The organism is Oceaniradius stylonematis (genome assembly GCF_965223445.1).
In the GTDB taxonomy this organism is placed as follows: domain Bacteria; phylum Pseudomonadota; class Alphaproteobacteria; order Rhizobiales; family Rhizobiaceae; genus Roseitalea; species Roseitalea stylonematis.
The window spans coordinates 2489895-2508585 of sequence record NZ_OZ244994.1; the positions used below are offsets into that span (position 1 = coordinate 2489895).

Here is an 18691-nt window from a genome sequence, read left to right on the forward strand (position 1 = left end):
TCAGCCGCCGTCGACCTGAAGGCTCACCCGGTCGGCGGCAAAGCGGGACAGCGAATATTGGACGGGCCGTCCGTCCATGTCGGCATTGACCGCCTCGGCAACCAGCACGATCGCGCCCGGCGACAGACGCAGATGGTCGAGATCGTCGGCTGTGCCGTGCCGTGCCTCGATCCGCGTCCATGCCCGCACATAATCGGTCACGCCCAGTTGCGCCAAAGCGCGGGTCACCGACCGGGACCGGGCAAAGATGTCGGCGATCGCGCCGAAACGGCCTGCGTCGAACCACGATGTCGCGCGCGACACCGGCATGCCGTCCGCAAGACCAAGGCTTTCAAGGCGGATGACCGGTGCGCCCGTTGCGATATCGAGCGCACGGGCGATGTCGGCCGGGGCGCTCTCCTTCCGGTGGGCAATCAGTTCGGCGCCGCGGTTCGCCGCCTGGCCCTCCAGCCCTTCCGAAAATCGCGTGCGCCGGCCGATCGGATAGGTCAGCCGCGGCTTGCGCCGCACGAAGGTGCCGCGCCCCTGATGGCTTTGGACGGCCCCTTCATGCGCCAGCGCCCTTATCGCCGCGCGTACCGTGTGGCGGTTGACGCCGAACCGTTCGGCCAGCACCTTTTCCGGCGGCAGTTTTCCGTCCGCATCGACGAGCGGCCCCGACAGCCCGGCGCGGATGGCATCGGCGATCTGCCGCCACATGGCGATGCCCGATTGGCGTTCGATTCGGTCGGGTTGCCCCGTCATTTTCCGGCCTTGTCATAACTCTGTCACAGCGGACGCCTAGGCGTGACAATATCTTATCTGGTTGTCTATAACAATAGACAAATTTGGAGACACTGATGCCTGTATCCGAGCCCACCGACGACCGCGCCCGGGCGCGCCGGCATCGCCTGTCCGTCCTCGCCCAGGGCGACGCTGCGCTGCTGGCCGAATGCTGGAACGGCCTTGGCATCGATCCCGAATGCGAACTGGTGCGCGGGCCTGAAATCGGACTGGTGGCGCTGCGCGGCCGCATGGGCGGCGGTGGCGCGGCGTTCAATCTGGGCGAGGCGACGGCAACCCGCGCCACGGTCCGTCTTTCCGACGGCGCGACGGGTCATGCCATGGCGCTCGGCCGCGACAAGGCCAAGGCCAAGCTTGCCGCCGTCATCGATGCGCTGGCCCAAGACGACATCATGGCCGCCCGGCTCGACGAGGCCGTCATAGCGCCACTCGAAGCGGCGATCGCAGCGCGCGATGCCGCTCGCGCCGCCGAGACCACGGCGACCAAGGTCGACTTTTTCACCATGGTGCGGGGAGACGACTGATGGCGATGCAATCCAACGACGCGATCGTCACCGGCGGCTTTGGCTCGCCCGTCTTCGATGCCCAATCGGTCTTCCACGCACTCATGGACGCCATGGCCCGGCCCGGCACAGTGCAGGCCGTCAGCCATCGCGCTTCCGCCCCGCCGCCGCTGGGCCCGGTCGCCGCCGCCGCCGCGCTCACCTTGTGCGATGCCGACACGCCGGTCTGGCTCGATGCGGCATTGGCAACGGACGGTGCCGTGGCGCGCTGGCTCGGCTTTCACGCCGGCGCACCGGTCACGGGCGATCCCGCCGAGGCCGCCTTTGCGCTGATCGGCTACGGCCCGTCGCTCGGCTCGTTCGACCGTTTTGCCCGCGGTACGCAGGAATACCCGGACCGGTCGGCGACGCTGATCGTCCAGGTGCCGGAGCTGACGGGCGGCCCGGCGCTGACGCTGACCGGGCCGGGCATCGAACAGAGCGCAACGCTGGCGCCGAGCGGGCTTCCGGCACGGTTTGCGGCCCTTTGGGCCGACAACAATGCGCTGTTCCCGCGCGGCATCGACATCGTGCTGGCCACGCCCGGCGCGGTCGCCGCGCTGCCGCGCACGACGCGCATCCAGGCGACGGAGAACTGACATGTATGTGGCGGTCAAAGGCGGCGAAAAGGCGATCCGCAATGCGCACCGGCTGCTCGCCGATTGCCGGCGCGGCGACCGGTCCGTTCCGGCGCTGACGCTGGCGCAGATCGCAGGCCAGTTGGCGCTCGCTGTCGACCGGGTGATGAGCGAGGGCGCGCTCTATGACCGCGACCTGGCCGCGCTGGCGGTCAAGCAGGCGCGCGGCGACATGATCGAGGCGATCTTCCTGGTGCGCGCCTATCGCACCACGCTGCCGCGTTTCGGCTATTCCGAGCCGGTCAACACCGGCGCGATGCACATCGAACGGCGCATCTCGGCGACCTACAAGGACCTGCCGGGCGGCCAGATGCTCGGGCCGACCTTCGATTACACCCACCGGCTTCTCGACCCTGAGCTTGCCGGCGATGCCGAAGTGCCGGATGCCGCGCGCCGCCAGGGCGAACCGGCCCGCGCCATGCGCGTCTCGGACATTCTGGCCGAGGACGGGCTGATCGAGGGCGACGGCGATGCGGCAACGGAGATGCCCGGCGACATCACCCGCGAACCGATGGAATTTCCGATGCAGCGCGACACGCGCCTGCAATCCCTCTCGCGCGGCGATGAGGGGTTCCTGCTGGCGCTCGCCTATTCCACCCAGCGCGGCTATGCGCGCTCTCACCCGTTCGCCGGCGAGATCCGCATCGGCGAAGTGGAGGTGGCTGTCGATATGCCCGAGCTCGGCTTTGCGGTGACCATCGGGCGCGTCCAGCTCACCGAATGCCAGATGATCAACCAGTTCAAGGGCTCGTCCAAGGCGCCGCCGCAGTTCACGCGCGGCTACGGCCTCGTCTTCGGCCAGTCCGAGCGCAAGGCGATGGCCATGGCCCTGTGCGACCGCGCCATGCGGGCGCGCGAACTGGGCGAGGACATCGTCGCGCCGGCCCAGGACGAGGAGTTCGTCATCTCCCACTGCGACAACGTCCAGGCCTCGGGCTTCGTCGAGCATCTCAAACTGCCGCATTATGTCGACTTCCAGGCCGAACTGGAGCTGGTCCGCACCATGCGCGTCGAACATGAGAGCCGGCGCGATGCGGGCGAAACCGCAGCGGAGGCAGCCGAATGATCGAGGGGCTGTCTCATGTGACCTTCATCGTCTCCGATCTCGAACGGATGACGCGCATCCTCGTCGAGGTGCTGGGCGCCGAAGAGGTCTACGCAAGCGGCGAGGAAACGTTCTCGCTGTCGCGCGAGAAGTTCTTTCTGGCCGGAGGCGTCTGGATCGCGATCATGGAGGGCGAGCGCCGGTGCGAGCGCAGCTACGACCATGTGGCCTTCAAGATTGACGAGGCCGATTTCGATGCCTGCGTGGAGCGCGTCCGCCGACTGGGCCTCGACATGAAGCCGCCGCGCCCCCGCGTTCCCGGCGAAGGCCGCTCAATCTACTTCTACGACGAGGACGACCACATGTTCGAGCTTCATACGGGTACGCTGGCCGAACGTCTGGCGCGCTACGCGAAGGGAAGAAGGGCCGCCGAATGACCACCCAACCCGCCGAACTCGCCACCTACAATTTCGCCTATCTGGACGAACAGACCAAGCGGATGATCCGCCGGGCGATCCTCAAGGCGATCGCCATTCCCGGCTATCAGGTGCCGTTCGCCTCGCGCGAGATGCCGATGCCCTATGGCTGGGGCACGGGCGGCGTGCAGGTCACCGCCTCGATCATCGGCCCTGACGACACGCTCAAGGTTATCGACCAGGGCGCCGACGACACGACAAACGCGGTCTCGATCCGTGCCTTTTTCGCCAAGGTCGCCGAGGTCAACACCACGACCAGCACCGCCGACGCGACCATCATCCAGACGCGCCACCGCATTCCCGAGGAGAAGCTCGTCGAAGGACAAATCCTCGTCTATCAGGTGCCGATCCCCGAGCCCTTGCGCTTTCTGGAACCGCGCGAGACCGAAACGCGCAAGATGCACGCGCTCGAGGATTACGGGCTCATGCACGTCAAGCTCTATGAGGACATCGCGCGCAACGGCCACATCGCGACCACCTATGCCTATCCGGTCAAGATCGAGGGCCGCTATGTGATGGACCCGTCGCCGACGCCCAAATTCGACAATCCCAAGATGGACCAGTCCGAAGCGCTGCAGCTCTTTGGCGCCGGACGCGAAAAGCGAATCTATGCGGTGCCGCCTTACACAAGCGTCGTCAGTCTCGATTTCGAGGATTTCCCGTTTGAGGTGAACCGGTTCGACCAGCCCTGCGCCCTGTGCGGCGCCGAAGGCGTCTATCTCGACGAGGTGGTTCTCGACGATCGCGGCGGGCGCATGTTCGCGTGCTCGGACACCGACCATTGCGAAAAGCGCCGTGCCGCCGGCCACAAAGGCTCGATGGCAAGTGAAGGAGCGGCAACATGATGACACAAAGCGACAGTGTTTCACCTTACCCTGAGCCGGCCAATGGACGAGGTGAAACCGCAAACCCGCCCCTTCAACAAGCGCAGGGTAAGGGCTTGCCGGCCTTCGATGAAGACAAACCGCTTCTGTCCGCCAGCGGCGTGTCGAAATTCTATGGCAGCCGCATCGGCTGCGAGGATGTCAGCATCGACATCTGGCCGGGCGAGGTTCTGGCGGTGGTCGGCGAGAGCGGATCGGGCAAGACGACCCTGCTCAACTGCATCTCGACAAGGCTGATGCCGACGACGGGCACGGTGACCTACCGCATGCGCGACGGCCACATCCGCGATCTCTACCGGATGGGCGAAGCGGAACGGCGTTTCCTGATGCGCACCGACTGGGGCTTTGTCCACCAGAACCCCGCGGACGGCCTGCGCATGACCGTGTCGGCGGGCGCCAATGTCGGTGAGCGGCTGATGGCGACCGGTGCCCGGCATTATGGCGACATCCGCGCCACCGCCGGCGACTGGCTCGGCCGCGTCGAAATTGCCGAGGATCGGATCGACGACCAGCCGCGCGCCTTTTCGGGCGGCATGCGCCAGCGCCTTCAGATCGCGCGCAATCTGGTCACGGGTCCGCGCCTTGTCTTCATGGACGAGCCGACCGGCGGCCTCGACGTGTCGGTGCAGGCGCGCCTTCTCGACCTGTTGCGAGGGCTGGTCACCGATCTGGGTCTGGCGGTCGTCGTCGTCACCCACGATCTGGCCGTCGCGCGGCTCCTGTCGCACCGCATGGTCGTCATGAAGGACGGCCGGGTCATCGAGACCGGCCTGACCGACCGCGTGCTCGACGATCCGCGCGCGCCCTACACCCAGCTTCTCGTTTCCTCGATCCTGCAGGCATGATGCGATGGCCGTTCCCCTGATCGTTTCCGGTGTCTCCAAGAGCTTCACCATGCATCTGCGCGGCGGCGTCCGCATTCCGGTGGTCGACGCGGTGCATTTCTCGATCGAGACCGGCCAGTGCGCGGTGCTGAGCGGGCCGTCCGGCGTCGGCAAGTCGTCCATCCTGAAGATGCTCTATGGCAACTATGCCGTCGATGTCGGCCAGATCCTGATCCGCCACAATGGCACGCTGATCGACCTCGCGCGGGCCGAGCCGCGTCAGGTGATGGCCGTGCGGCGCGACACGATCGGCTATGTCAGCCAGTTCCTGCGCGCAGTGCCGCGCGTTTCCGCGCTCGATGTCGCCGCCGAACCGCTGGTGCAGCGCGGCGCCGATCCCGATACGGCGCGCCGCCGCGCCGCGGACCTGTTTGCCCGCCTCAATCTGCCCGAAAAGCTGTGGGACTTGCCGCCGGCCACCTTCTCGGGCGGCGAGCAGCAGCGGGTCAACATCGCCCGCGGCTTCATCACCGACCATCCGATCCTCCTGCTGGACGAGCCGACTGCATCGCTCGACGCCGCCAACCGCGCCGTCGTCGTTGCGATGATCGGTGAGAAGAAGGCCGACGGCGTCGCTCTCCTCGGCATCTTCCACGACGCCGACCTGCGCGAGGCGGTGGCGGACCGGATCATCGACGTCACCGGCTTTGCCCCGCAAAAGGCCGCCTGAGCCAATGCCCAAACTGTCCGAACAGCCGATGGTCCATGCAACAGCGCGCGTCACCGGCTCGACGCTTGGCCGCTACACCGAGATCGACGAGGGTTGCGTCGTCACCGAGTGCGAGATCGGCGACTATTCCTATCTGATCCGCCAGACCGAGGCCTGGTGCGCAACCATCGGCAAGTTCGCCAACATCGCCAGTCATGTGCGCATCAACGCCACCAACCATCCGACCTGGCGGGCGACCCAGCACCATTTCACCTACCGGGCGGGCGACTATTTCGACGACGCCGACAACGAACCCGAGTTCTTCGCCTGGCGCCGCGACCACCGGGTCGTGATCGGCCACGATGTCTGGATCGGCCACGGCGCGATCATTTTGCCCGGCGTCACGGTCGGCAACGGCGCCGTCGTCGGCTCCGGCGCGGTGGTCACCAAAGACGTTGCATCCTACGCCATCGTCGGCGGTGTGCCCGCCCGGCCGATCCGCGACCGGTTCACCCCGAACATCGCCGAACGCATGGAGAAACTGGCCTGGTGGGACTGGAGCCATGCCGATCTGCGCGGCGCACTCGACGATTTCCGGACGCTTGAGGCCGAGGCCTTTCTCGCCAGACATGGCGGCTGACAAGCCTGGTTCGGGGCTGTGGACTGTTACACAACTGACACCGAACTGACATTGGACATTCACATCGGGCCGATAGGCCGCGAAACGTGTGCGGTTGCGAAAAGGTCCTTTGCGAATGCTCGAAGTCAGCCAGGTCACCCGTCGTTTCGGGACCAATGTCGCCGTCGACAATGTGACGATCGGCATTCCCGAAGGGCAGATGGTGGGCGTTATCGGCGCCTCTGGCGCGGGCAAGTCGACGCTGCTGCGGATGATCAACCGGCTGATCGACACGACCGAGGGCAAGATCGTCTTCTCCGGCACGAACGTGTCGGCGCTGCGCGGGCAGAAGCTGCGCAACTGGCAGCGCGACTGCGCCATGATCTTCCAGCAGTTCAATCTGGTGCCACGCCTCGACGTTCTGACCAATGTGATGCTCGGGCGGCTCAACCACCGCTCGTCGGTGGCAAGCCTGTTGAACATCTTCTCCGATCAGGAACGCGCCATGGCGATCGCGGCGCTCGAACGGCTGGGCATCGAGCGCGCCGCGATGCAGCGCGCCGGAACCCTGTCGGGCGGCCAGCAGCAGCGGGTCGCGATCGCCCGCGCCCTGATGCAGCAGCCCAAGGTCATTCTCGCCGACGAGCCGATCGCGTCGCTCGATCCGCGCAACGCTCAGATCGTCATGCAGTCGCTGCGCGACATCAACCGCAATGACGGCATCACCGTCGTCACCAATCTGCACACGCTCGACACCGCCCGCACCTTCTGCGAGCGCATCATCGGCATGCAGGCGGGCAAGGTCGTGTTCGATGGCGGACCGGACGATCTGACAGAGGCCGCCGCCCGTTCGATCTATGGCGCGGACGGGCTCGAGGATGCGTTCTCCGAAGCCGTCACCTCGACCAGCCTCGCGCCGGCAAGGCCCGCACGCGCCAAGGAAACCAAGGAACCGGCGCTGGTTGGCGCCTGACAGGTTTAGCCGCTCGCCGGGCCGGACGGGCGGTTTTTTGTTTCAACACGGCCAACCGGGCCATGCCCGATCTTCATGCCACTTCCGGGAGACCAAACATGCTGAAGAAGACCCTGCTCGCGACCGCTGCCGTCGCTCTCGTTGCCACCAGCGCCCATGCACAGGACGTGTTCCGCGTCGGCATTCTGGGCGGTGAAAACGAAGCCGACCGCCTGCGCAACAACCAGTGCCTGATCGACCTTCTGCCCGAAGCCATCGGCGTCAAGGAAGTTCAGCTTTTCCCCGCCGCCGACTATGACGGCGTCGTCCAGGGCCTGCTTGGCGGCACGCTCGACTATGCCGAACTGGGCGCCTCGGCCTATGCCAAGGTCTATCTCGAAGACCCCGAAGCTGTTGACCCGGTCCTGACCACCCAGCAGGTGGATGGCGCCACCGGCTATTATTCGATCATGCTGGCCCGCAAGGATTCGGGCATCGAGTCGATCGAGGACGCACGGGGCAAGCGGCTCGGCTTTGCCGACCCGGACTCCACCTCCGGCTTCCTCGTTCCGTCCGTCGCCCTGCCGGCACAGCTCGGCATGCCGATCGACGAATACTTCTCCGAAACCGGCTTCGGCGGCGGCCATGAGAATGGCGTTCTCGAAATGCTGAAGGGCAATTTCGACGTTCAGGTGACCTGGTCGTCGGGCGTTGGCGAGTTCGCCGACGGCTACACCTCGGGCAACATCCGCAAGATGGTCGACAAGGGCCTTCTGGACATGGACGAGGTCAACGAAGTGTGGCGCTCGCCGCTGATCCCGAACGGCCCGATCGTCGTCTCCAACCAGCTCGATCAGGACGTGCGCGCCAGGTTCATCGAGTTCTTCAAGGCCATGCCCGAAAACCATCCGGACTGCTTCCGCTCGGTCCAGGGCGGCGATTTCGCCGGCTTCATCGACGTGGACCACTCGTTCTACGAGACCATCGTCGCCGCCCGTAAGTCCAAGATCGGCTCCTGAGCCTGATCGACACCATGCCGCGCCGCGTTCCGAAAGGGGCGCGGCGCGTCATCATCTGGCGGACCTTTTCCCATGGCATCGACAGACTTGCACGATCCCGACGCGTATGTCCGAAACGGGCAATACGATGTCGATCGCCACTGGCGCGATCTCGTCCGCCAGCGCCGTCTCTACACGGCGTTGAGCCTGGGCATCCTGTTCGTTGCGCTGTTCGCGTCGCTATGGTTCGCCAACCAGACCAATGCAGGCAAGTTCTTCGACCGGCTGCCGCACTTCTTCGACTTTGCCGGCGGCATGATCCCGCGCGACGGCTGGGAGGTGTGGCGGGCGCTGTTCGATCTTGAGAGCCCCTATTATGACGGCTCGTTCAAATATGATTATCCCGATGGCCGCGTCTATTTCTGGGGCACCTGGTACGTCCCCGAATACATCCACAAGATGGTCGAGACGCTCAACATCGCCATCCTGTCGACCCTGATCGGCTTCATCTTCGGCTTCCTTCTCTGCTTTCTGGCCGCCACCAACCTGACCACGACCCGCTGGCTGCGCTTTGTCGTGCGCCGCTTCATGGAGTTCCTGCGCGCCTTCCCGGAGATCGTCATCGCCGGCTTCTTCCTTGCCATCTTCTCGCTTGGCCCGGTGCCGGCGATCATCGCCGTGTCGATCCACACGATCGGCGCGCTCGGCAAGATGTTCTTCGAGGTGGTCGAAAACGCCGACATGAAACCCGATGAGGGCCTGCGGGCGGTCGGCGCCAACTGGACCGAACGCGTCTGGTTCGGCATCGTGCCGCAGATCATGCCGAACTTTCTCAGCTACACGCTGCTGCGGCTTGAGATCAATGTGCGCGCCTCCACCATCATCGGTGCGGTGGGCGCGGGCGGCATTGGCGAAGTGCTGCGCCTGTCGATCAGCCGCGGCCACGAGGCCAAGACGCTGGCGATCATACTCCTTCTTTTCGTCACCATCGTCGCCGTCGATCAGCTTTCGGCCTGGCTGCGCCGCAAGATCGTCGGCGACCAGGCCTTCCAGTTCGGCGCCTAGTGGAGATGATGCCATGACCATGTCCGCCCAACCGCTTTCCACCGCCCGGATCGACGAGATCATGGCTCGCCAGCCCGACGTGTTCCGGCGGCCCTTCCACAAGCGTTTCGCCGCGCCGCTGGCCGTCGCCGCAGTGACCGCCTACTGCATCTACGCCTTCTGGTTCTTCTCGATCGGCCAGGTCTTTGCCAACGGCAACTGGAACATTGCCGGCACCTATCTGGCCGACTGGGTGTCCTATGAGGTGCGGCCGGACATCGAATATCGCGACGGCGAGATCGAGGTGACCTTCCCGCGCTTTTCGCCGCTCGGCGAGAACCCCGATCCCGACTGGATCGAGACCGAACAGGGAACCGTCACAGTCATCGTCGACCGCCCGACGGACAATTCGGCATCGGCCGCACCGGCGTCGGGCTCTTTCATGTCGCCCAACTCCGATGCGACATTGACGGCCGAAGACAATGCCCTTGGCGGCGCGGCGCCGGCGGCGGACGAGGCGGTCGTCACGGAAACGCGGCAGGGCGTCGCGCGCGCTCTGGTGACCATCTATGAGCGCGGAACCATCGACGTGACCCCCGACCGCGTCATCGTTACCCGCTACAATGGCACGCTTGACGTTCTGATCGACCGGGAGAACGAGCAGGTCCTGCCGCAGGGGCCGCTGCCAGAGTGGGCAAGCCAGCGCGCGCCGGGCGCCAAGGTCTTCATCGACTTCGGCTTTTACGGGCGTGCAGAAATCCGTCACCGCGAGGTCAAGGTCAATCGCCGCTTCCTGGGCTGGGAGAATTTCGTCTTCGATCCCGCCTCGCCCTATTGGGGCCTGGGCTTCGGCGAGGTCATGGGCAAGGCGTTCGGCCCGCCGATCGAGGAGGGGCGGTCCAATTTCGGCATCATGTGGCAGAACATCGTCTACAATGCGGAATGGCAGCACGGAGATGTCTGGATCAAACTGCTGCAGACCATCGTGATGGCCTTCGTCGGCACGCTCTTTGCGGTCTTCATCGCCTTTCCGCTGTCCTTTGCCGCCGCCCGCAACATCACGCCGAACCGTTTCGTCAACCAGATCCTCAAACGCTTCTTCGACTTCCTGCGCTCGGTCGACATGCTGATCTGGGCCCTGTTCTTCACCCGTGCCTTCGGGCCGGGACCGCTGGCCGGCATCTCGGCGATCTTTTTCACCGACACGGGCACACTCGGCAAACTCTATTCCGAAGCGCTCGAAAACATCGACGACAAGCAGCGCGAAGGCGTCCGCTCGGTCGGCGCGGGCCCGGCGGCTGTCCAGCGTTTCGGCGTGGTGCCGCAGGTGCTGCCCATCTTTGCCAGCCAGGCGCTCTATTTCTGGGAGTCCAACACGCGGTCTGCGACGATCATCGGCGCTGTCGGGGCCGGCGGCATCGGCCTCAAGCTCTGGGAAGCCATGCGCACCAATCAGGACTGGGAAAACGTCTTCTACATGGTCATCCTGATCCTGATCGTCGTCTTCATCTTCGACAACGTCTCCGGCGCCTTGCGGGCACGGCTGGTCGGCCGCCAGGCGGGCTGACGGCTTGATCGCCGCGTGTCTGCGTTGAGACGGTCACGCAAACGTCATAAAGACGGACCATAGGAAGGCCGGCGCCAATGCGCCGATTCCCCGACAAAGAGAAACGCATCCGATGACGCCGCAAACCGTTCTGACCAACGCCAACCTCGTTCTTGAAGATCAGGTCCTGCACGGCACGATCGTCATCGAAGATGGCGTGATCACCGACATCGATGCCGGCGCCGTGGCCCATGGCGAGGACATGGATGGCGACTATGTCGTCCCCGGGCTGATCGAGCTGCACACCGACCATCTCGAGCAGCATTTCGCGCCGCGTCCCGGCGTTCGCTGGCCGCTGACCGCCGCCATTCAGGCCCATGATTCGCAGATCGCGGCTTCCGGCATCACCACCGTGTTCGATTGCCTGCGGCTGGGTTCCGACGAGGATGGCGGCTTCGAAAAAGGCGAGATGCGGGCCATGTCAGGCGCCATCCAGGAGGCGCAGCGCGAGGGCCGGTTGCGCGCCGAGCACCGCATCCATTTGCGCTGCGAGGTGTCCGCCGCCGACGTGATGGACCATTTTTCCGAATTCGAGGACGATGAGGCCGTCGGCTTGATCTCGCTGATGGATCACGCGCCCGGCCAGCGTCAGTTCCAGACGCTTGACCAGTACGAGCTCTACTACAAGACCAAGCGCGGCCTGTCCGACGAGGAGTTCCGCGCCTTTGTCGAACGCCGGCAGATGCAGTCGGCGATCTATTCGGACAAGCACCGGCACGCGCTGGCCGCGATCTGCGCGGCACGCGGCATTGCCATTGCCAGCCATGACGATGCGACGCTCGATCATGTCGAGGAAGCCAAGCAGTTCAACGTCACCGTCGCCGAGTTCCCGACATCGATGACCGCGGCCAAGGCGAGCCACGATGCGGGCATGGGCGTTCTGATGGGCGCGCCCAATGTTGTGCGCGGCAAGTCGCACTCGGGCAACATTGCCGCCCGCGAACTGGCGCGCGAAGGCGTTCTCGACGTGCTGTCGTCCGACTATGTGCCGTTCTCGCTGGTCTACGCGCCGTTCGTTCTGGCCGAGGAGATCGACCATATCGACCTGCCGGACGCGATCGCCATGGTGACGGCCAATCCGGCACGTCAGGTGGGGCTCGAAGACCGGGGCCGGCTGGCGCCCGGCCTGCGCGCCGATCTGGTGCGTGTGGGCCGTCAGGACACGATTCCGGTCGTCCGCCAGGTCTGGCGCGAGGGGCGCCGGGTGGCCTGATGGGCGGCGTCGATCCTGCGACCGGCATGCTCTTTGCTGTCGTCGGGCGCAGCGGCGTCGGCAAGGACAGTGTCATCAACCATGCGCGCGCCGCGCTGGCCTGCGACCACCGTGTCCTGTTCGTGCGCCGCGTCATCAGCCGTCCCGCCGACAGCCGGGGCGAAGACCATGAGCCGGTCACCGAAGACCAGTTTCGCCGGCTGCTGGCTGAAGGCGCCTTCTGTGCCGAATGGCAGGCGCACGGCCTGCATTACGGCATCCCGACGGCGGTTCTCGACCATGTCGAGACCGGCGGCGTTGCCATCGTCAACGGATCGCGCCAGGCGCTCGACCGGCTGTTTGACCGGTTTCCGCACGTTCAGGTGGTCGAGATCGTCGCCGACCCCGAGGTGATCGCAGCGCGCCTTGCCGCGCGCGGACGCGAAACGGCAGAACAGATCGCCGGCCGTCTCCGCCGCTCCGTGCCCGCCTATCGCGGCGCCGATACGGCGGTGACCATCGACAATAGCGGCCCGCTCGCCATCGCGGGCGACGCGCTGGCCCATCTGGTCCGTGCGCGCCTGTCGGGCGCCGTTGCACGGCTGCGCCCGGTCTTGACGAATCCCGGCTGAGCGCACACACCATCCGCCGCAACGGCATAGGATCGGGATCGGGACATGGCCAAATCCGGCGGGCAACTGGTCGTCGACGCTCTGATCGAAAATGGCGTCACGCAAGTTTTTGGCGTGCCCGGCGAGAGCTACCTGCCGGTGCTCGATGCGCTGCACGATGCGCCGCAAATCCGGTTGACCATCGCCCGCCAGGAGGGTGGGGCGGCGATGATGGCCGATGCGCACGCCAAGCTGACCGGCCGGCCCGGCATCTGTCTGGTGACGCGCGGGCCGGGCGCGGCCAATGCCTATGCGGGCGTGCATGCCGCTGCGCAGGATTCAACGCCGATGATCGTGCTGATGGGTCAGGTGGCGCGCGGCGACATGGATCGCGAGGCGTTCCAGGAAGTCGACGTCAAGGCTATGTTTGGCGATCAGGTCAAATGGGCGTCGCAGGTCAACCAGACCGAACGCCTGCCCGAATACATGGCGCGCGCCTTCTCCGTGGCGCAGTCCGGCCGGCCCGGCCCCGTCGTGCTGGCGTTGCCCGAGGACGTGCTGTCCGGCACCGCCGACACCGTCGCCGCGCCCATGTCACAGCCCATCAGCGCCCATCCGGACCCCGACGCCATCAAACGGCTTGGAGAAATGCTTCACGCGGCCGAACGGCCGCTGGTCATTGCCGGCGGGCCGGGCTGGGATGCAGGTCTGGTCGATCGCTTTGTCGCCTTCGCCGAGCGCTGGTCGTTGCCGGTGTCCTGCGCGTTCCGGGCGCAGGACCGGTTTCCCAACACCCATGCCAACTATGCCGGCGACGCAGGTCTCGGCATCAATCCTGCGCTGGCCGATGCGATCCGCAACAGCGATCTGGTCATAGCGCTCGGCGCGCGGCTAGGCGACTGCACGACGTCCGGCTACACGCTGTTCGACGCCCCGGTGCCGCGCCAGACGCTTGTCCACATCCATCCCGAGCCCGATGAGTTGGGCCATGTATTCCAGCCGGCCCTGCCGGTCGCCGCTTCGGTCGGCGCGTTCCTCGACGCTGCCGAAGGGCTTGAGGCGCCGCGCGATCCCGTCTGGGCAAAATGGACTGCCGAGCGCAACGCGGCTTATCGCGGCTGGACGGACGAAGCCACCGCCATGCCCGGCACGTTCAATCTGGGCGAAGCGATCATCTGGCTCCGCGAGAACCTGCCGGACGACGCGATCCTGACCAATGGGGCCGGCAACTATGCCGCCTGGCTGCATCGCTTCTACCGCCACCGGCGTTACCGCACGCAGGTCGCGCCGACCTCGGGGTCGATGGGCTATGGCTTGCCGGCCGCGGTCGCCGCCAAGCTCGCCGAACCTGGCAGGCCGGTGGTCGCGCTGGCCGGCGACGGATGCCTGCAAATGACCATTCAGGAACTGGGGACGGTGGCCCAGGAAAGGCTCGGCATCATCGTTCTGGTCGTCAACAATTCCATGTATGGCACGATCCGCATGCATCAGGAGATGCACTATCCGGGCCGCATCTCGGGCACGTCCCTGGACAATCCCGATTTCGTCGCGCTTGCACGCGCCTATGGTCTTGAAGCCGAACGCGTCGCCGAAACCGGCCAGTTCGCCCAGGCGATGCAGCGCGCCCTTGCGAGCGATGGCGCCAGCCTGATCGAGATCGTCACCGACCCGCGCGCGCTGAGCCCGACCCGCACGCTCGATTGATCAGGAAAATGGTGGAGGTGAGAGGATAATCCTCGAACCGGCGGGTTGGGTTGGCGGGCGGCAACCCGCAAAAAAATTGGTGGAGCCAAGGGGAATCGAACCCCTGACCTCTTGCATGCCATGCAAGCGCTCTCCCAGCTGAGCTATGGCCCCGTAAAGGATGGTCCGCTTGAGCGAACCGGCGCTCGATACAATCTCACCGGCGCCTAATCAAGGTCTTTTGTGCCGCAGCGGACGATCAGTCGTCTTCGTCCGGATTGATTTCGACGATGCCGCTGACATCGTCCTCGTCTTCATCGTCGCTGGGAAGAAACGTGTCGTCTTCTTCCTCGTCATCGTCCAGGACTTCGTCGTCGGTATTGTCGCCAAGGTCCGGCAGATTGTCGTCGCCTTCCTCGGCGTTTTCCTCGTCGGCATCCTCGAGCGACAGCACTTCCGGGCCCTCGGTCTCGGTCTCTTCCTCGGTTGTCTCCGAGACGTCCTCTTTGACCTTTTCGGGCTTGGCCTCGACGACGTCGGCGCCATCATCCTCGAAGAAGGAGAGCGGGTAGGACTTGCCCGTATAGGGAGAGACGATCGGGTCCTTGTTCAGATCGTAGAACTTGCGGCCCGTCTCGGGGCACACGCGCTTGGTTCCAAGGTCAGGTTTTGCCACGGCAGGGCCTCATCAAGACATGTATGGGAAACGCAAACGGCCTTTGCGCATCTATCCCGCAAGGTGTTCAGGGTGGACCGGTCCATAACGGCAATGACCTACCCTGTCAAAGCCATTTCTGGCGCCGGTTCCGGTGATTTGAAGACGGGCCGCACATCGCCGCACAATGTCCCGTTCGGTCGGCGATTTGACCGGCCGCACCGGCTGGCGTATGCGCCCGGACGCCGTGACTGCTCGTCCGGTACCGGATGGACATCATGATCGCACCCGACACGCACCTTGCCATCATCCTTGCCGGCCTCGCCGCCGGCGAGACGATCTGCGAGCACGTGCCGGCAGACGATGACTGCATGGCGATGCTCGGCGCCATGAATGCTCTGGGAGCGCGGATTCGTGCTGGCCGGAACGGCGCGACAATGATCGCGGGCGCCGGCAATGGCTGCCTGCTGCAATCTGGGGCGCCGCTGGCACTGAATTCGCCCGAAGACGCGTTGCTCGTGGCAGGCTTGGTCGCGCCCCATGACATGGCAACACGCGTCCAATGCGCCGTTGGCCTGAATGGCGATGCCGTTGCATCGCTGCTTGCCGCATTCGCGGCGATGGGCATTCAGGCCGAGGCGGACGGACGCGACGCGATCGTCTTTGCGGGACAGGCGACAGCCAATCCCGCCATCCACGACGCCGGCGGTTGGAGCGATGCCGCGGTTGCCGCCGTCATGCTCGCTGCGCTCGGCACGCCCGGCATCACCCGGGTCGGGCATCTGCCCCGCAACCCTGCGGGATTGGCCGAAATCTTCGTCCGGTTCGGCGCCGTGATCGACATCGCCGCCACCGATCGCCGCTGGTCGCTGGCCGTGACGGGTCAGACGGATATTCGCGCGCCTGCCGATACCCGCACGCAGGAGGACAGAGCATGATTCCGGTCATCGCGATCGACGGTCCGGCGGCATCGGGCAAGGGCACGCTCGCGCGCCGCATCGCGGCCCATTACGGCCTGCGGCACCTCGACACCGGCCTGACCTATCGCGCCGTTGCCCATGCGCTCGTCGCCACCGGAAAGCCGCTCGACGATGAGGCTGAAGCGGTTGCCGCAGCCGAGCGGCTCGACCTTTCGGCCATGGATCGCACTGTCCTGGCCGCGCACGCCGTCGGCGAGGCGGCATCGAAGGTGGCCGTGATACCGGCGGTGCGCCGGGCTCTGGTGGAACGACAGCGCCGCTTCGCCGAAACGCCGCCCGGCGCCGTACTCGACGGGCGGGACATTGGCACCGTCGTGTGCCCCGACGCGACGGCCAAGCTCTATGTCACCGCGAGCCCGGAAGTTCGCGCGAAACGCCGCTATCACGAGATATTGGCCGGTGGCGGCGTTGCGGACGAGGCAGCAATCCTCGCCGATATCGAACGGCGCGACGCGCGCGACATGGGCCGCGCCGATTCGCCGTTGCGGCCCGCGATCGACGCCCACTTGCTTGACACGTCCGATATGACTATAGAGACGGCGTTTCAGGCCGCCCGTGCCAAAATCGACCGGGCAATTGAACGCAACTGAACCGTCCAGCATCGATCCCGCGCCGGACCGCCCTTCAAGGGCCGGATCGTTGTTGGCAGACAAACACAAACCCCGGCGCCCGCGCGAGGCGATGACCAGATCGATGCCGCCCGCGCATCAGGAGCATAAATGTCAGAACTGAACCCCACGCGGGAGGACTTTGCGAGCCTCCTCGAAGCCTCGTTCGCCGATCAGGATACGATCGAGGGCCGTGTCGTCAACGGCACGGTGACGGCCATCGAAAAGGACATGGCCATTGTCGATGTCGGCCTGAAGGTTGAAGGCCGCATCGCACTCAAGGAATTCGGAGCGAAAGCCAAGGACGGCACGCTCAATGTCGGCGATACCGTCGAGGTCTATGTCGAGCGCGTCGAGAACGCGCTTGGCGAAGCGGTCCTGTCGCGCGACAAGGCCCGCCGCGAGGAAGCCTGGGTCAAGCTCGAGGCCAAGTTCGAGGCCGGCGAGCGTGTCGAAGGCCAGATCTTCAACCAGGTCAAGGGCGGCTTCACCGTCGATCTGGACGGCGCCGTTGCCTTCCTGCCGCGTTCGCAGGTCGATATCCGGCCGATCCGCGATGTCACCCCGCTGATGCATACGCCGCAGCCCTTCGAAATCCTCAAGATGGACAAGCGCCGCGGCAACATCGTTGTCTCGCGCCGCACGGTTCTCGAGGAAAGCCGGGCCGAGCAGCGTTCGGAAATCGTCCAGAACCTCGAAGAAGGCCAGGTGGTCGAGGGTGTCGTCAAGAACATCACCGACTACGGCGCATTCGTCGATCTGGGCGGCATTGACGGCCTGCTGCATGTCACCGACATGGCATGGCGCCGCGTCAACCACCCGACCGAGATCCTGCAGATCGGCCAGACGGTCAAGATCCAGATCGTACGCATCAACCAGGAAACGCACCGTATCTCGCTCGGCATGAAGCAACTCGAGGCGGACCCGTGGGACGGCATCGGCACCAAATACCCGATCGGCAAGAAGATCACCGGCCGCGTGACCAACATCACCGACTATGGTGCGTTCGTCGAAGTCGAGCCGGGCATCGAAGGCCTGATCCACGTCTCGGAAATGTCGTGGACCAAAAAGAACGTCCATCCCGGCAAGATCCTGTCGACCAGCCAGGAAGTCGAAGTGGTGGTGCTGGAGGTCGATCCGGACAAGCGTCGCATCTCGCTTGGCCTCAAGCAGACGCTCAACAACCCCTGGGAAGAGTTCGAACAGCACTTCCCGGTCGGCCAGGTCGTCGAGGGCGAGGTCAAGAACAAGACCGAGTTCGGTCTGTTCATCGGCCTGGAAGGCGATGTCGACGGCATGGTCCACCTGTCGGACCTCGACTGGAACCGCTCCGGTGAGGACGCCATCGAGGATTACAACAAGGGCGATGTGGTCAAGGCCGTCGTGCTCGACGTCGATGTCGACAAGGAGCGCATCTCGCTGGGCATCAAGCAGTTGACCGGCGATGCGGTTGGCGATGCGGCTTCGTCCGGCGCGCTGCGCAAGAACGCCGTCGTCACCTGCGAAGTCACCGCGGTGAACGATGGCGGCATCGAGGTGAAGCTGGTCGACCACGATCTTGACGCCTTCATACGCCGTTCGGACCTGTCGCGTGACCGTGACGAGCAGCGCCCCGAGCGCTTCTCGGTCGGCCAGCGGGTCGATGCGCGTGTTACCCAGTTCAACAAGAAGGACCGCCGCCTCTCGCTCTCCATCAAGGCGCTGGAAATCGCCGAGGAGAAGGAAGCGGTTGCCCAGTTCGGTTCGACCGACTCGGGCGCTTCGCTGGGCGACATTCTCGGCGCGGCCCTCAAGAAGCAGGACGATGGCGACAAGTAAGCGCCTCTGACTGTCTCCATCAGA

Annotated in this window: 20 protein-coding genes and 1 tRNA gene; 18 read left to right on the forward strand and 3 right to left on the reverse strand. The window is 65.3% G+C overall.

Annotated features, from left to right (window positions below; all coding sequences use genetic code 11):
- Positions 1 to 744: a phosphonate metabolism transcriptional regulator PhnF gene (phnF, locus tag ACOQOU_RS12240; protein WP_306026176.1), complete on the reverse strand. Its 744-nt coding sequence runs from the start codon at positions 742 to 744 to the stop codon at positions 1 to 3.
- Between the two features lie 95 nt (positions 745 to 839).
- On the opposite strand from phnF, the gene phnG reads away from it, so the two are divergent.
- From phnG to ACOQOU_RS12315, 15 genes are all read left to right on the forward strand, one after another.
- Entirely contained in the window at positions 840 to 1307 is a 468-nt protein-coding gene (gene phnG / locus ACOQOU_RS12245) for a phosphonate C-P lyase system protein PhnG (protein WP_306026177.1), read from the forward strand.
- Between the two features lie 5 nt (positions 1308 to 1312).
- A complete protein-coding gene (gene phnH / locus ACOQOU_RS12250; protein WP_420578887.1) occupies positions 1313 to 1924 on the forward strand; it encodes a phosphonate C-P lyase system protein PhnH in 612 nt (203 codons plus the stop codon).
- A gap of 1 nt (position 1925) precedes the next feature.
- On the forward strand, positions 1926 to 3029 hold the full coding sequence (locus ACOQOU_RS12255) for a carbon-phosphorus lyase complex subunit PhnI (protein ID WP_306026178.1): 1104 nt from the start codon (positions 1926 to 1928) through the stop codon (positions 3027 to 3029).
- Positions 3026 to 3445, forward strand: a complete 420-nt coding sequence (gene fosX, locus ACOQOU_RS12260; protein WP_109766743.1) for a FosX/FosE/FosI family fosfomycin resistance hydrolase — start codon at positions 3026 to 3028, stop codon at positions 3443 to 3445. The genes ACOQOU_RS12255 and fosX overlap by 4 nt, the downstream gene beginning before the upstream one ends.
- Positions 3442 to 4329, forward strand: coding sequence for an alpha-D-ribose 1-methylphosphonate 5-phosphate C-P-lyase PhnJ (locus tag ACOQOU_RS12265; RefSeq protein WP_306026179.1), 888 nt, complete (start codon positions 3442 to 3444; stop codon positions 4327 to 4329). Before fosX ends, ACOQOU_RS12265 begins: the two co-directional genes overlap by 4 nt.
- A gap of 95 nt (positions 4330 to 4424) precedes the next feature.
- On the forward strand, positions 4425 to 5213 hold the full coding sequence (gene phnK, locus ACOQOU_RS12270; protein WP_245412709.1) for a phosphonate C-P lyase system protein PhnK: 789 nt from the start codon (positions 4425 to 4427) through the stop codon (positions 5211 to 5213).
- A gap of 4 nt (positions 5214 to 5217) precedes the next feature.
- Complete coding sequence (gene phnL / locus ACOQOU_RS12275; RefSeq protein ID WP_306026180.1) at positions 5218 to 5922, forward strand: phosphonate C-P lyase system protein PhnL; 705 nt, start codon at positions 5218 to 5220, stop codon at positions 5920 to 5922.
- A 4-nt stretch (positions 5923 to 5926) separates the two neighbouring features.
- Positions 5927 to 6541, forward strand: coding sequence for a DapH/DapD/GlmU-related protein (locus ACOQOU_RS12280; protein WP_306026181.1), 615 nt, complete (start codon positions 5927 to 5929; stop codon positions 6539 to 6541).
- 115 nt (positions 6542 to 6656) lie between these two features.
- Positions 6657 to 7493 carry a phosphonate ABC transporter ATP-binding protein gene (gene phnC / locus ACOQOU_RS12285; protein WP_109766747.1) on the forward strand — a complete coding sequence of 279 codons (837 nt, stop codon included), beginning with the start codon at positions 6657 to 6659 and terminating at the stop codon, positions 7491 to 7493.
- A gap of 98 nt (positions 7494 to 7591) precedes the next feature.
- Positions 7592 to 8491: a phosphonate ABC transporter substrate-binding protein gene (gene phnD / locus ACOQOU_RS12290; RefSeq protein WP_306026182.1), complete on the forward strand. Its 900-nt coding sequence runs from the start codon at positions 7592 to 7594 to the stop codon at positions 8489 to 8491.
- 72 nt (positions 8492 to 8563) lie between these two features.
- On the forward strand, positions 8564 to 9535 hold the full coding sequence (phnE, locus tag ACOQOU_RS12295; RefSeq protein WP_306026183.1) for a phosphonate ABC transporter, permease protein PhnE: 972 nt from the start codon (positions 8564 to 8566) through the stop codon (positions 9533 to 9535).
- Positions 9536 to 9548: 13 nt separating this feature from the next.
- On the forward strand, positions 9549 to 11081 hold the full coding sequence (phnE, locus tag ACOQOU_RS12300; protein ID WP_306026184.1) for a phosphonate ABC transporter, permease protein PhnE: 1533 nt from the start codon (positions 9549 to 9551) through the stop codon (positions 11079 to 11081).
- A gap of 112 nt (positions 11082 to 11193) precedes the next feature.
- A complete protein-coding gene (locus ACOQOU_RS12305) occupies positions 11194 to 12333 on the forward strand; it encodes an alpha-D-ribose 1-methylphosphonate 5-triphosphate diphosphatase (protein WP_306026185.1) in 1140 nt (379 codons plus the stop codon).
- Positions 12333 to 12944, forward strand: a complete 612-nt coding sequence (gene phnN, locus ACOQOU_RS12310) for a phosphonate metabolism protein/1,5-bisphosphokinase (PRPP-forming) PhnN (RefSeq protein ID WP_306026186.1) — start codon at positions 12333 to 12335, stop codon at positions 12942 to 12944. The genes ACOQOU_RS12305 and phnN overlap by 1 nt, the downstream gene beginning before the upstream one ends.
- Positions 12945 to 12989: 45 nt before the next feature.
- The gene (locus ACOQOU_RS12315; protein WP_306026187.1) at positions 12990 to 14627 is read left to right on the forward strand and encodes a thiamine pyrophosphate-binding protein; all 1638 of its coding nucleotides are present in this window, start codon (positions 12990 to 12992) and stop codon (positions 14625 to 14627) included.
- Between the two features lie 77 nt (positions 14628 to 14704).
- Here the strand turns inward: ACOQOU_RS12315 and ACOQOU_RS12320 are convergent.
- Both ACOQOU_RS12320 and ACOQOU_RS12325 read right to left on the reverse strand, forming a co-directional pair.
- Positions 14705 to 14780, reverse strand: a tRNA-Ala gene (locus ACOQOU_RS12320).
- 85 nt (positions 14781 to 14865) lie between these two features.
- The gene (locus ACOQOU_RS12325) at positions 14866 to 15282 is read right to left on the reverse strand and encodes a TIGR02300 family protein (RefSeq protein ID WP_306026188.1); all 417 of its coding nucleotides are present in this window, start codon (positions 15280 to 15282) and stop codon (positions 14866 to 14868) included.
- Positions 15283 to 15539: 257 nt separating this feature from the next.
- On the opposite strand from ACOQOU_RS12325, the gene ACOQOU_RS12330 reads away from it, so the two are divergent.
- The 3 genes from ACOQOU_RS12330 to rpsA all read left to right on the forward strand — a co-directional run bounded on the left by ACOQOU_RS12330 (position 15540) and on the right by rpsA (position 18667).
- Positions 15540 to 16199, forward strand: a complete 660-nt coding sequence (locus ACOQOU_RS12330) for a hypothetical protein (RefSeq protein ID WP_306026189.1) — start codon at positions 15540 to 15542, stop codon at positions 16197 to 16199.
- Positions 16196 to 16831: a (d)CMP kinase gene (cmk, locus tag ACOQOU_RS12335; protein WP_306026190.1), complete on the forward strand. Its 636-nt coding sequence runs from the start codon at positions 16196 to 16198 to the stop codon at positions 16829 to 16831. Before ACOQOU_RS12330 ends, cmk begins: the two co-directional genes overlap by 4 nt.
- 129 nt (positions 16832 to 16960) lie before the next feature.
- Entirely contained in the window at positions 16961 to 18667 is a 1707-nt protein-coding gene (gene rpsA / locus ACOQOU_RS12340) for a 30S ribosomal protein S1 (protein ID WP_109766755.1), read from the forward strand.
- Positions 18668 to 18691 lie beyond the last annotated feature (24 nt).